We start from the raw sequence: 12513 nt of genomic DNA, 5'->3' as shown, positions 1-12513 counted from the left end.
TTTGATGTTGAAATGTTTACATTCGCATATTTATAAAATAGTAAAAAGTCCGCTATTTTATATAAGCATTCTTTGGCCAATTATTTGTGTAGGACTTTTTATCGCTTATTATTCCGTTTCTTCATGGAGTATTGAGCAAAATATATCTGGATTTTTTCAAGCCTTATCCTTATTTATGGATTGCTTGGTTGTCATGTTGTGTACCGGTATTGTTCAGCAGGAACAACGTGCGGGTTCTTCTTTTAACATTTTATGTGTTGGAAAATCAAGAATTCAAATGCTAATATCACTTGTTATTTTATTGATAATTATGGCAGGTCTTAGTTTGATCATAGCTGTTGCTGGGTTTGCTTTGCTGTATGGAAAGATGCTTACCATATCCTACGTCTTGGCTACTATTCTTATGCTTATTCCACTTATTTGCCTAGTTTTTATCCATCTATTTATCGCTTTTAAATTTGGTACGTCATGGTCAATAGGTTCTGGAGTAATTTTTTTTCTTGTCGGGGCTTTAGGATGTACTGGTCTTTTGGATAAGTTTTGGTATTACCTTCCGCCAACATGGGCAGCGAGATTTTCATCTCTAATGATTCTAGATACTTTTCACACAGATTATATTCTCGAGATTGCATCTGAGCTGAGATATGGTTTATTGATATGTGTCATAGTAACCATTGCACTTGTTGCTTTAATTCCTATATGGTTTAATAAATGGGACGGTAGAGCCGATAATAGTGATGAATAATATTAAATTAATTAAAAGTTTAAGATCTCCATATCATACTATCATTTTGAATGATAAGAGTGCTCTCATAATATGAGTACTCTTTTTGGATCAGACTAAATTTAAACGAAAGGAGGGGGGAATATGGTTCAAAGCATACTTGTAGTTGATGACGATGAGCAAATTCGATCTGTTATTGAAACAAGTTTAAAACGTGCTCAATTCTCTGTTCATGCTTGTTCCTCAGCAAAAGAAACTTTAAGTTTATCTCTCGATCAATTTGATTTGATGATTTTTGATGTGATGATGCCCGACATGGATGGCTTTGAACTTTGCAGAAATGTCCGTGAAAAAGTAGATTGTCCAATTTTGTTTCTTACAGCCAAATCCACAGAAGCAGATGTCGCAGAGGGATTAGCACTTGGCGGGGACGATTACATTCGCAAACCTTTCACACCATTGGAGTTGGTCAGTCGAGTAAAAGCACATCTAAGAAGGGAAGAGCGCGTTCATCATTCCTACCTATCTTTTGGAGATATTCGTTTTCTCTTGAATGCCAAAGAAATACAAATAAACGGAGAAACAATCAAATTCACAAAAATGGAATATGAAATTTGCGAACTCTTAGCCAGACATAAAGGTCAAGTTTTTTCACGAGAACATATTCTCGAACAAGTTGGTGGATGTTGGACAGAATCTGAGTCTGCAGCTATAGTCGAACATATAAAAAATATCAGAAAAAAATTTTCAAATTATCAACTTGATCCAATTAAAACAATTTGGGGAGTCGGTTACAAATGGGAATAAAAAATATCTATTCTAATAAAAATACTTTGAGAAAAATATTATCTATATATTCCTTAGTGTTCATAGGTGTAATTTGTTTTCTATTTCTTTTATTGGTTATCGGTTTCCACTATGGAGTTAGGCATGATTTATATACTTTTGCGAACCACGAAGAAAAACAAGTTGAAATCTTAAAGGAAAAAATCATTTCTAGCCAAAATTTCAACTCAACTTGGGTGCCTGATAATATTGGCTACATTCAGCTAAACAACGAAAATGAAGTTATCAATTCAAACATGAAGATAGAGGATCAAGAGAATGCTCTAGACTATTTAGATGGAAAACAAATACCCTTTTCTAAAGGTTATTTTTCAAAGGTTGTATACAATAATAGAGTCTGCGTCTTTAAATACAGAATAGGTGTATTCTATTCTTCAGATTGGGCAAATGCACATCTGCCAAGAGCAGAATCACTTTTTATTTTCATAATTGCCCTTACGATTCTTATTCCAACCATGTGGTTTGCAAAGTCTGTTACCAGACATATTTATAAAGATGTATTACCGCTACAAAAAGCTCTTGTTTCCATAGGAAATGGAGATTTAAATATACCTGTCCCTTCCTCCCTATCAATATCAGAGTTTAGAGAGCTAGGGAACCTTATGGACCACATGCGTGTTGATTTAAAAGCAACATTAGAAGAACTTTGGAATAGCGAGCATAAAATAAGAGAAGAAACAACCCAAATGCTGCATGATTATCGTTCTCCGTTGACCGTTGCTCGTGCAAATGCTGAGTTTATGAAAGAAGATCTTAGTCAATTAACTCTATTCCTATCTGACAAGGATAAAGAAAAAATGAATGAAAATCTATTGAAATATACTGAATCCATTATTTTTAATTTGAATCGATTGGAAGAGGTAGCAGATAGATTGCAACTACAACTTAGTCAACTTAGTAATGAAAATAATGACCAACTTGTCAAGGAACCATTGGCATTAGATAGTTTAAATCTCAAAATAAATCAAGAAGGACATATATTAAGTGAGCAATATGGGAATCAGTGGAAAAGCCAATTTCAAGATACAGATGATTATACAACCACTGAAGAAAGTGCAATTCATCAAGCCTTAACTAATATTATTCTTAATGCCTGTGAGCATGGTGATTCACCACAATCAATTCATCTAACATTTATCGTTTCAAACGGGAAAGCCGAATACAAAATCACAAATTCCGGATCACATTTTTCAGATGCTGCCTTAGTCCACGCAACTGACAAAGGTTTTTCTGAAAAGAAGAATTACACACAGACTATAAGGGGTGTCGGATTGTATTTCACAGCAAGAGTAATACGAGAAAATGGCGGAGAACTATATCTATCTAACACTCCAGAGGGATATGCCTGTGTACAAGTTATAATTCCAGTAGTTAAAAAAAATAAAGGTTTCAAATCCCAATAAAAGTGATACTTTTTCCTGTTATGTTGTACTATTATAACCTTCCTTTACTTGGATTTTGTGTTAAACTTTCGCTAGATAAACTTTATAATCTTAATGCTCTCGACTAAAATTATTCTTTTGTAATAAACACAGTAAACGTGGGAATACTAGTAAAAAATTTAATGAAGCAGGATATCTGTCCTGCTTCATTAAATTTCATTATATTTCTTTTTTAATTTATCCATGTAGTCAAGGTCAATCCACTCCTCGCTAAAACCACAAGTAGTGCAAATATACCTATCAACAGGCACTGCTGACTTAATTGTAAGACCTGTCATAATATTATTACCATTCCCATAAGCTCCAGCAGATCCTGGCACAAATATAATATCACTTCCTCCACACTTTGGGCATTTTATCGTATTTTTCATAAATTCTCCTTTTTTAATTCATTGCTTTCAGATATAAGTTGATTAATGGATTCTACGACTGCCTCTTATAGATCAGTCTCTTTTATGGTTCTTGCATGGCAGGCATCTGGTCCATGAGTTACTCTTGTACAACATCTCCAAACGGTGTACTTTTTCCCTCTGTTGTTCCAAGCAATTCTCCTGTAAATATCCCCGCATTTAGAAAGGTATTTTAGAGCATCTTGTAAATCTTGTGCTGTTTCTTGTTAATATTCTTCAATTACCCTCTTAGAGATTTTGTTTCTGATCGCTTTCTTATGGCATAAAAATTCCTCCTGATTAGTTTTTCTACCATAATGGGGAGGTTTCTATACACAGAATTTTACACAGTCTCAAATATCTAGTACTTCTACTATCTCTTCTCTTTTTTCTTTCATTATAATTTTTTTGATTACTTCTTCATCTAAGTATTTTGAGAAATCATCCAATTCAGATGTTACTTCAAATATTATATTATGATTTTTATCACTTAAATCAAAACTCGAGTCATATTTTGTTTTATCTGACCAATAATTCCAATTTATATCTGTCCTTTCATAATATACATAATTTTTTTTTGAGTTACAAACACTCTTTTATTAATGAGTTTTTTTCCGTCTTCTGCTTTAAACATTTCAGAATATAATTTTATTCCTTTGAATACTTTATAATCACTAATAGAATCATTTGAAACATTTAATCTAATGTCTTCATACTTCATAAGATACCTCCTTATGTTAATCAATTTTACTATATTATCAACACCGATAAAGTAAATTAATTATTACAAGCTTGTTATAATTTTTAAGCTTTAGTTCGTCAACACCTATTATCATGAAAGCATCTCTACTATCAGCCATGAAAATAATATCATGAAGCAATAGAGTGACCCCATAAAGTTGGACTTAATCGAGTAAGCATTTCGCTTACTCGATTTTGTTTTACATACCATTCGTTCTATGCGGATTGCATGCGTTCACGGTATTGTTTCGGACTCAGACCTCCTAACTTTTCTTTGATTCGATCGTTGTTGTAATAGCGGATAAAATTTTCAATGGCCCGAACGAGTTCTTGCCGGCTTTGGTAGCCCCACCCGCGATCGGAGTGAAAGGTACGGCGATAGGGGCAGGCGTCGTTTCGCTCGATGCACTCCTCTCGACATTACCTGCGCCGGTTGCCGATGATGGACGGATTTGTTAAGCCGAGTTCAAGGAAAGATTGTCGGTATAAGACATGATAGCTTGTCTTCCCGGACAGGTCTTTCTTGACGATTTTCCTTTTCAATTCATAACTGTATTTTGCCATTAAAAGACCCCCAAAGGTTGGATTTCTTGGTCCAACTTTTGGGGGTCAGTGCATTCCCCTGCGGCTTTCAAATTTTATTCCCGGCTCATGGCGATTTTTTCTTTGAGGAATGTGCCTTTTTTTATTTCGTCGTAGGCCTCTTCCAGCTCCTCTTCCGTGTTCATGACGATGGGCCCGGGCCACCAGGCGATGGGCTCTTTCATGGGCTCGCCGGTGAAGAGCAGGACGCAGATGGTTTCCTCCGTGTCGTTTGAGATGCGAACTTCGTCGCCTTCACCTAAAATGGCGGCGTCGAAATGTTCCACTCGCTCCCCTTCCACGGTAGGGCTGCCCACCAGGGCGAAGAGGGTCACGGATGCGGTCACGCTTACTTTGGTCTGAAATGTTTTGCCGGGCTCGATGTGCACGTCGTAGTAGTTCACGGAATGATAGGGCGCCCGGTGGCCCTCATGGCCTTCGTAGCTTCCGGCGAGGATGCGCACTTTGCCGCCGTCGAAGGGAATTTCCGGTATGGATTCCGAGGGCACGGCCACGTAGGCGGGTGGCGCGAATTTGTTTTCTTTCGCCATGTTGAGCCACAGCTGCACGCCGAAGAGGCGCTTCACCGGCGGCAGTTTTTCCTCGTGAAGGATGCCGCTTCCCGCCGTCATCCATTGGATGCCGCCGTTAGTAACGGCGTCTTCGTTGCCCAGAGAGTCGCGGTGGACCATGGTGCCTTCCACCACATAGGATATGGTCTCGATGCCCCGATGGGGATGCATGGGAAAGCCCGCCACATATTTTTCAGGGTCCGTGGCGTCAAAGGCATCTAACAGGAGCAGGGGGTCGGTGTCGTGCATGGTGTGGCGGCTGAGGACGTGGGTAAGGTGCACGCCGGCGCCGTCGACGCCCGGCTCGCCTTTGACGGTGCGTTTGATTTTTCGAATCATGTTGTTCCTTTCTTTTTGTTGCTTATCTCTTTCTGTTTTACTTATACCCGAAGCCCGCTTTTATAAAGGAGAGCATTTTTCAGTTTTATGTTTCAACGGCGCTTTAGTATGGTATACTATTAGCAAAGGAGGCGTTTCCATGTATAACAAAATATTAGTACCGGTCGACGGTTCGCAGGATTCTTACTGCGCATTGAAAGAAGCTGAATTATTGGCTCAGGCTTTCGATTCGAAGCTGATTATTCTCACGGTCTTAACCGATACCAATGTGATCGAACATTATCCCGGCAATTTCCTGTCCACGGATTTTAAAAAGGCCCAGGAACAACGAGGCCAAAGGATTTTGAACAAGGCGCTGGAAACCATCGATTACAAGGGCGACGTGGAAACCTGTGTTCGCGTCGGTCGGGCATCGGAAGAAATTTTAAAATGCTCCGAGGAAAAAGAAGTGGACCTCATCGTCATCGGCAGTCGCGGCTTAGGCGGTTTTTCCAGAACGCTGTTGGGCTCTGTCTCCGACAAGGTGCTGAATGCGGCGAAGGTTCCCGTCCTCGTCAACAAAGTTACCTGCAGAATCTAAGCATCTCTGTGCCTTGCCTCGGCAGGGCACTTTTTCTTTTTTGAATAGTTATGTCTAAAGGAGGCAAAATGAATTTATTAATCCTTAACGCGGAAGAAGTCACGGCGTCCATGGACGTAAAAGACGTCATCGAGGCCGACAAGGAGGCCATGGCCCTTTACTCCAAGGGCGAAAGCAATATTCCCCTGCGCAGCAATTTAGACGTGAAGGACGCCGAAGGTCAGGCGCTGTTTATGCCGGGTTTGGTGGAAGGCGCCAAGGCTTTGGGGACTAAAATTATTTCCGTCTATCCGAAAAATCCCGCCAAGGGACTCCCCGCCGTGCCGGCGACTATGGTGGTCATGGACACGGAGACGGGCCTGGTAAAGGGCATTATGGACGGCACGGAGCTCACTCGCATGCGCACCGGGGGTCTCTCCGGTGCCGCCACCGATGTCTTGGCAAAAAAGGACGCGAAGACTTTTGTCCTTATCGGCACCGGCGGCCAAGCCAAGAGCCAACTGGAATCGGTGCTGGCCGTGAGGGACATCGAAACCGCCTATATCTTTAACCGCAAACAGGAAAAAGCCGCGGCCTTTGTCGCGTCCGTGGAAAAGGACATGGCGGCCTACGGCGCCAAGCTCGTCCCCGTGTCCGATTTGGGCCCGGTGATCCCCGAGGCGGATATTATTACCGCCGTCACCACGGCCACGGAGCCTGTCTTCGACGGCACCAAGGTGAAGGCGGGCTGCCACATTAACGGCATCGGCGCCTATACCCCCGAGATGATCGAGCTGCCGCCGGAAATCGTCGCCCGGGCGGACAAAATTTACGTCGACACCATCGACGGCGTGTTGAACGAAGCCGGCGACATGATCAAGCCCATAAAAGACGGATTGGTCGCGAGGGAAAAAATCGCCAACGAGCTGGGCCAAGTGCTCTTAGGCGAGCTCCCCGGCAGAGAAAACGACGATGAGATTACTCTGTTTAAGTCCACCGGCTCCGCCGTGTTTGATGTAGTGGTGGGAGAAAAAATCTGCCGCTTTGCAGAAGAAAAAGGGATTGGGACGATGGTGGAAATGTAGAGTTTTCTTCTTTTCCCTTTTCTCTTGCTCAAGACATGCTCCTTCTTTCCAAATGCGAATTAAAGGTGCTTGCCTCTTTCCAAACTTTATAAATGATTTTTAATTCATCTTTTCATTCCGGGGGAGGGAAAAAGGGCGTTGCGATTCGCTGGATAGGCTACAATAATTAGGACAGTTTCCTTAAGGTGTGGTATCTTATGATCAACAAGGAGGATCAAATGGATAAAGCACCTAGAAAAAGAAGAGCCTTTTCAGACGAGTTCAAGCAGCACGTGGTGGATCTTTACGAAGAAGGCATGAGCCGACAAGAAATCATTCAGAAATATTCATTAACCCCATCAGCCTTTGACCGCTGGGTTAGCCAATTCCGTACCACCGGTACCTTCAAAGAGACGGTATCGTTAAGTGAATCGGACCAGGAGAAGATTGCCTTACGCAAAGAGATTCAACGGCTCAAGATGGAGAATGATATTTTAAAGCAGGCCGCGCTGATACTTGCGGAGAAAAACGATACGTCATCGATCGTTTGAAACACAAATACCCGGTATCAGCGCTTTGTAGAGTACTAGGCATCAGCCGTTCCGCCTACTACTACCGGCCGAAAGCTCTTTCCGATGATGCAATCGATCTGGAGATCAAGGTCCGTGCCATCTTTCGTGCAAGTCGCAACGTCTATGGCGCACGCAAGATAAAAAGTGAATTGGAAGCGGAAAACATCGTCGCCTCCAGGCGACGAATTCGCGCCATTATGAAGAAGCTACATTTGATTTCCGTTTACACCAAAGCAAAGTACAGACATCATCCGTCAAAGAAAAACGAAGAGCAAATACACAATGCGCTCAACCGCGAATTCAGTCAACGTCAGCCGTTGGAAGTCATCGTATCTGATTTGACCTACGTTCGCATCCATCAGCGCTGGGCCTACGTTTGTGCCATCACCGACCTTTTCAATCGCGAAGTCATCGGCTACTCCTGCGGCTTACGTCGCGACTCTGCCCTCATACAACAAGCATTCGACACCATCCCTTACCCACTAGAAGCCATCGGCTGCTTTCACACCGACCGAGGGAAAGAATTCGATAACAACCATATACGTGCCCTTTTAAAAGCCAACCACATCAAACGCTCGCTGAGTCGCCCCGGCAATCCCTACGACAACGCCGTAGCAGAGAACATATTTAAGAGCTTCAAAACAGAATTTTTAGAGAGAGAAACCTTTCAAAGCCTGAATGATCTAAGGGAGAAACTCAGCAGTTATATTCAATGGTGGAACAGCGAGCGAAGACATACAAGCCTTGAAAACATGACCCCTCTCGCATACCGAGAAAGAGAGAGTATAAAAAGCAAGCCCGTTATTCGAGCGACACCTTAACAAAAGTGTCCAAAAAACTGTTGCCATTCCAATCGCAACGCCCTTTTTCCCGCCCCCGGAAAGGACATGGTGATTGATAGTGTACAGAAAATCAAAGAGTAGATATATTCTCCCCGCCCCCGGAAGTCAGAAAGATGAACGTATGCCACGATAAGATAAAAACTACGAATCAAAAATCAAAAAACACTTTTTTCTTCCCCGCTTCACTCTTTCGAGTGAACCGGGGAATTTTTTGGTTTACTTATTCTTCACGAAGCGATACAATAGCGAATAAATCGGAGTTGAAAGGTTGGTTTTGTTATGAATATTTTAGATACAGTGGGAAAGACGCCTCTCGTACAATTATCCATGGGAGGCGGACGCATTTTCGCCAAGCTGGAAAAGAATAATCCCGCCGCGTCCATTAAGGATCGCGTGGCCTACAATATGATCGAAGAGGCCGTAGCTAGGGGCGACCTGAAGCCTGGGATGAAGATCGTGGAGCCCACGTCGGGCAACACGGGCATCGCCCTGGCCATGGTGGGCAAGCAAATGGGCTATGAGGTGGCCATCGTCATGCCCGCCTCTATGAGCGACGAGCGCAAGGCTCTGATCCGCTCCTTCGGCGCCGAATTGATTTTAATCGAAGAGGGCGGCATGCAGGGGGCCGTGGATAGGGCCAAGGAAATGGAGGCCACCGGCGAGTATTTCATGCCGGATCAGTTTAACAATCCCGCCAATCCCCGGGTCCACGAGCTCACCACGGGCCCGGAAATTTTATCGGCCTTAGACGGCGACGTATCCGTATTCGTCGCGGGCATCGGCACCGGCGGCACGGTGACCGGCGTGGGCCGCGCCCTGAAAGCGAAAAATCCCGACGCTTATATCGTGGGGATCGAGCCGGCGGAAAGCCCTCTGATTACGGAAAAGAAGGCGGGCACCCACAAGATCCAAGGGATCGGCGCCAATTTTATTCCCGGCAATTACGATCCCGAGGTGGTGGACGAGGTGATCACCGTCGCCGGCGATGATGCCATCGCCATGGCAAAGAGATTAAGCGCCGAAGAGGGCCTGAGCGTGGGCATTTCTTCCGGTGCCAATGTGCTGGCGGCCCTGAAGCTGGCCGAACGCTTCGAAGGCAATATCGTCACCGTGCTTCCCGATGCCGCCGAGCGGTACATGTCCACGGAGCTCTTTTAGCCATGCTGTTTCGTGAGCGCAAAAAAATTGCGCGGGTGATTTTGGAAAAGGACCCGGCGTGCAAAAATTTGTTTGAGGCCATGTTTCTCTACCCCATGGTGAATGCCCTCTTGAGCCATCGCCGTGCCCACCGTCTGTACAAAAAGGGCCACACCACGTTGGCCCGCTTTCTGTCGCACCGGTCGCGGAGAAAAACCGGCATCGAAATTCACCCGGGAGCCACCATCGGCGAAAGGCTGTTTATCGACCACGGCATGGGGGTGGTCATCGGCGAGACGGCGGAGATCGGCGACGAGGTGACTCTGTATCACGGGGTCACTTTAGGCGGCCGCGGCCTCAGCAAGACGAAGCGCCACCCTACGGTGAAGGACGGGGTCATGGTCGGGGCGCGGGCCACGATTTTAGGGCCCGTGACCATCGGCGAGGAGGCCAAGGTGGGGGCTGGCGCCGTGGTACTGCACTCGGTACTCGCCGAGGAGACGGTGGTGGGGGTGCCCGCCCACAACGCCCACCCCGCGGTGCCGGAGGATTTTCCCTTCACCTTCGAGCGCGAGCCGCACCACGGAAGGTATGCACAAAATTAATGACGGGGCTTTATCGAAGCACTCGTTGCGAAAATTTGCCCGTGATACGAAAAATAAAAACAGCGTCTTCTTAAAGGGACGCTGTTTTTATATAGACTTTTTTATTTTTCATATTGAAATTGTTTTCAAAAGAATATACCATGGATTTACAAAGGAGGTTTCTATGTTTTGTACTCACTGCGGCAAGGAATTGCTTCCCAGCGACAGGTTCTGTACCGGCTGCGGCGCGCCCGTAGACGATAACGGCTATGAGCAGGACGCTACGACATCGGAGGACACGTGGATCGCATCCGCCCCTTATAGCGAGCCCTATACTCCGGCACCCGAGAAGGCGAAGGATCCCTACAATCGCCAACGGCCCGGCCGCTTTAACTGGGGCGCTTTTTCCCTGACCATCATATGGGGAATCGGCAATCGCTGTTACATAACCCTCTTGTGCCTCGTGCCCATCGTCGGCATTATCATGCCCTTCGTCGCCGGCTTTAAGGGCAACGAATGGGCTCTTCGAAACAATCGCTACCGCGACATGGAAGAATTTGCCCAAGTACAGGACACGTGGAACTCGGCGGGTTTCGTTTGCTTTATCGCCCAATTAATCATCGGCGGATTCTGGATTTTCTTGGCGCTTATGTCCGGCTTAACCCTTTTTACGGTACCCTTTTTAGGTGATGTATTATGAAATGTTTAAATTGCGGCGCAGACAATGTCGCCGATGCAAAATTCTGTAAATCCTGCGGACAGGTTCTTAACCACGAAGAACCCTCGGACACGGCGCCGATCCGCCCGGTGGACGCTTACGAAAGCGATCCTGCCTATGCCTATGACGATCTGCGGGTTGATGAGGCGGAAAGCAAGGCTTCCGGCAAGAAGAAGGGCGTGATCATCGCCGCCTCCGTGGCGGGGATCATCGTCTTATTGTTCCTTTCTTTCTTTATCTACCGCACCGGCCGCCGGATCAGCTTGGAAAAATCCGCTGCCGCCGCCATCGAGGATGAAAATTTCGACAAGGCCCGGGAGCAATACGAAAAGCTTTACGAAATCACCAATCGCGGCGTCTATAAGGAAAAGGCCAAGGAGGCCAAGACCATGGCCAAGGACGTGGAGCTTTTGGACGAGGCGAAGGACGCTCTCGACAGCGGCTCTTACGCCGAGGCCCTGCGCATGTATAATGCCATTGTTCAACACGACAACGACCTTTCCGACAAGGGACGCAAAGGCGTCGACGACGTGGTGGATGCGGCGAGCCCGAAGATTCGCGCCCTTATGGACGGCGACGATTACGACGGAGCCATGGACATGGTCAACAGCCTCATCGCCGTGGCGCCGACGAACGACCGCCTGGAAAGCTTGAAGCAGGAAGTGAAGCAAGGGGCGAAGAATATAAGCGACGAAAAGATTCGCGTCGCCACAGCCGAGTCCGAGGCCGCCAAGGCCAAGGCGTCGGCACAGAAAAGCGCCAAGCAGGCGTCGGAGGCGAGCCGCATCCTCTATACGGTTCAATACGTCACCGCCGCCGAAGCCAATGTGCGCACGGGCCCCGGAAAGAATTATCCCGTGGCCTATACCCTGACGCGGGGCGCCGAGGTCTATGTCATCGACACGCGGGCCGATTCCGTTCGCACCTGGTGCAATATCGGCGACGGCTGGATCTCCTACCGCACCTTAAACGGCGAATTTTAAAATTATCCAGGAGATTCCTCCCAAGGCCCTTATTTAATTGCATAGCCAACTGATTAAAATCCGATTTTCTATTTTGAATAAAAATCCATTCTTATACGGCTTTTAAACCCGGGGAAGGGGCTAGGGCGTTGCGATTTAACCCGGTCCCCAAGATTTGGACATTCCCCCTACCTTAAATCGTGTATAATTCAATTAAGGAGGGAAACCATGGGACGAGGAAAACTAACCGCTGAAGAGCAAGCCATCTTACGCACCAATCCAAATGTCAAATCAGTCAACGATCAATGCATTTTCTATACGGCCGAATTTAAAAAACACTTCATTGAAGCGCTAACCAAGGGCAAGCGGCCTAAACAAATCTTCGTTGAAGCCGGCTTTGACCTGGAAATCTTAGGCGACAAACGCATCGAACGAGCCAC

The 12513-nt window shown here is 45.7% G+C and carries 13 protein-coding genes and 2 pseudogenes; 11 read left to right on the top strand and 4 right to left on the bottom strand.

The genetic code is table 11. The annotated features are described in order from the left end of the window. The first annotated feature begins 4 nt into the window (after positions 1-4). The 3 genes from BQ7397_RS02255 to BQ7397_RS02245 all read left to right on the top strand — a co-directional run bounded on the left by BQ7397_RS02255 (position 5) and on the right by BQ7397_RS02245 (position 2973). Complete coding sequence (locus BQ7397_RS02255; protein ID WP_077074560.1) at positions 5-745, top strand: lantibiotic immunity ABC transporter MutG family permease subunit; 741 nt, start codon at positions 5-7, stop codon at positions 743-745. A gap of 123 nt (positions 746-868) precedes the next feature. Beyond that, entirely contained in the window at positions 869-1531 is a 663-nt protein-coding gene (locus BQ7397_RS02250) for a response regulator transcription factor (protein ID WP_077074559.1), read from the top strand. Next, positions 1522-2973 carry a HAMP domain-containing sensor histidine kinase gene (locus tag BQ7397_RS02245; RefSeq protein WP_077074558.1) on the top strand — a complete coding sequence of 484 codons (1452 nt, stop codon included), beginning with the start codon at positions 1522-1524 and terminating at the stop codon, positions 2971-2973. The genes BQ7397_RS02250 and BQ7397_RS02245 overlap by 10 nt, the downstream gene beginning before the upstream one ends. A gap of 188 nt (positions 2974-3161) precedes the next feature. Here BQ7397_RS02245 and BQ7397_RS02240 read toward each other — a convergent pair whose 3' ends face one another. The 4 genes and pseudogenes from BQ7397_RS02240 to BQ7397_RS02225 form a co-directional block, all read right to left on the bottom strand. Further along, complete coding sequence (locus tag BQ7397_RS02240) at positions 3162-3383, bottom strand: hypothetical protein (RefSeq protein WP_077074557.1); 222 nt, start codon at positions 3381-3383, stop codon at positions 3162-3164. Between the two features lie 371 nt (positions 3384-3754). Beyond that, positions 3755-4122 (bottom strand): annotated as a pseudogene (locus BQ7397_RS02235) (EXLDI protein). 236 nt (positions 4123-4358) lie between these two features. Further along, positions 4359-4529, bottom strand: a pseudogene (locus BQ7397_RS09520) (IS3 family transposase); the annotation flags it as partial. Between the two features lie 251 nt (positions 4530-4780). After that, positions 4781-5635: a pirin family protein gene (locus BQ7397_RS02225; protein WP_077074556.1), complete on the bottom strand. Its 855-nt coding sequence runs from the start codon at positions 5633-5635 to the stop codon at positions 4781-4783. Positions 5636-5774: 139 nt separating this feature from the next. Between BQ7397_RS02225 and BQ7397_RS02220 the strand changes: the two genes are divergently transcribed. The 8 genes from BQ7397_RS02220 to BQ7397_RS09165 all read left to right on the top strand — a co-directional run. After that, positions 5775-6215: a universal stress protein gene (locus tag BQ7397_RS02220; RefSeq protein WP_077074555.1), complete on the top strand. Its 441-nt coding sequence runs from the start codon at positions 5775-5777 to the stop codon at positions 6213-6215. A gap of 68 nt (positions 6216-6283) precedes the next feature. After that, positions 6284-7279, top strand: coding sequence for an ornithine cyclodeaminase family protein (locus tag BQ7397_RS02215; protein ID WP_077074554.1), 996 nt, complete (start codon positions 6284-6286; stop codon positions 7277-7279). Positions 7280-7497: 218 nt separating this feature from the next. After that, positions 7498-8651, top strand: a protein-coding gene (locus BQ7397_RS02205; RefSeq protein WP_144019953.1) for an IS3 family transposase whose coding sequence is annotated in 2 segments (ribosomal slippage) — positions 7498-7779 and positions 7782-8651 — 1152 coding nt in all. Because the reading frame shifts where the segments join, the coding sequence is not laid out codon by codon here. Positions 8652-8951: 300 nt separating this feature from the next. Then, positions 8952-9830, top strand: coding sequence for a cysteine synthase A (cysK, locus tag BQ7397_RS02200; RefSeq protein ID WP_077074551.1), 879 nt, complete (start codon positions 8952-8954; stop codon positions 9828-9830). 2 nt (positions 9831-9832) lie between these two features. Next, entirely contained in the window at positions 9833-10414 is a 582-nt protein-coding gene (gene cysE / locus BQ7397_RS02195) for a serine O-acetyltransferase (protein WP_077074550.1), read from the top strand. Between the two features lie 163 nt (positions 10415-10577). Then, positions 10578-11093 carry a zinc ribbon domain-containing protein gene (locus BQ7397_RS08945; RefSeq protein ID WP_159435153.1) on the top strand — a complete coding sequence of 172 codons (516 nt, stop codon included), beginning with the start codon at positions 10578-10580 and terminating at the stop codon, positions 11091-11093. Further along, positions 11090-12094, top strand: coding sequence for an SH3 domain-containing protein (locus BQ7397_RS02180; protein WP_077074549.1), 1005 nt, complete (start codon positions 11090-11092; stop codon positions 12092-12094). The genes BQ7397_RS08945 and BQ7397_RS02180 overlap by 4 nt, the downstream gene beginning before the upstream one ends. A 207-nt stretch (positions 12095-12301) precedes the next feature. Then, on the top strand, positions 12302-12513 hold a 212-nt coding region (locus BQ7397_RS09165; RefSeq protein WP_335340698.1), incomplete at its 3' end, for an HTH domain-containing protein.

This window comes from Aedoeadaptatus urinae (assembly GCF_900155585.1).
GTDB classification, from domain to species: Bacteria; Bacillota; Clostridia; order Tissierellales; family Peptoniphilaceae; genus Aedoeadaptatus; species Aedoeadaptatus urinae.
The sequence above is the reverse complement of the archived record's forward strand: the minus strand, read 5'-3'. Positions and strand labels throughout refer to the sequence as shown.

What these genes read in the sequence shown, in the direction of transcription:
- cysK (WP_077074551.1), top strand. Translation starts at nt 8,952, where the DNA reads ATGAATATTTTAGATACAGTGGGAAAGACGCCTCTCGTACAATTATCC.
- cysE (WP_077074550.1), top strand. Translation starts at nt 9,833, where the DNA reads ATGCTGTTTCGTGAGCGCAAAAAAATTGCGCGGGTGATTTTGGAAAAG.
- BQ7397_RS02240 (WP_077074557.1), bottom strand. Translation starts at nt 3,383, where the DNA reads ATGAAAAATACGATAAAATGCCCAAAGTGTGGAGGAAGTGATATTATA.
- BQ7397_RS02220 (WP_077074555.1), top strand. Translation starts at nt 5,775, where the DNA reads ATGTATAACAAAATATTAGTACCGGTCGACGGTTCGCAGGATTCTTAC.
- BQ7397_RS02250 (WP_077074559.1), top strand. Translation starts at nt 869, where the DNA reads ATGGTTCAAAGCATACTTGTAGTTGATGACGATGAGCAAATTCGATCT.
- BQ7397_RS02245 (WP_077074558.1), top strand. Translation starts at nt 1,522, where the DNA reads ATGGGAATAAAAAATATCTATTCTAATAAAAATACTTTGAGAAAAATA.
- BQ7397_RS02225 (WP_077074556.1), bottom strand. Translation starts at nt 5,635, where the DNA reads ATGATTCGAAAAATCAAACGCACCGTCAAAGGCGAGCCGGGCGTCGAC.
- BQ7397_RS02180 (WP_077074549.1), top strand. Translation starts at nt 11,090, where the DNA reads ATGAAATGTTTAAATTGCGGCGCAGACAATGTCGCCGATGCAAAATTC.
- BQ7397_RS08945 (WP_159435153.1), top strand. Translation starts at nt 10,578, where the DNA reads ATGTTTTGTACTCACTGCGGCAAGGAATTGCTTCCCAGCGACAGGTTC.
- BQ7397_RS02255 (WP_077074560.1), top strand. Translation starts at nt 5, where the DNA reads ATGTTGAAATGTTTACATTCGCATATTTATAAAATAGTAAAAAGTCCG.
- BQ7397_RS02215 (WP_077074554.1), top strand. Translation starts at nt 6,284, where the DNA reads ATGAATTTATTAATCCTTAACGCGGAAGAAGTCACGGCGTCCATGGAC.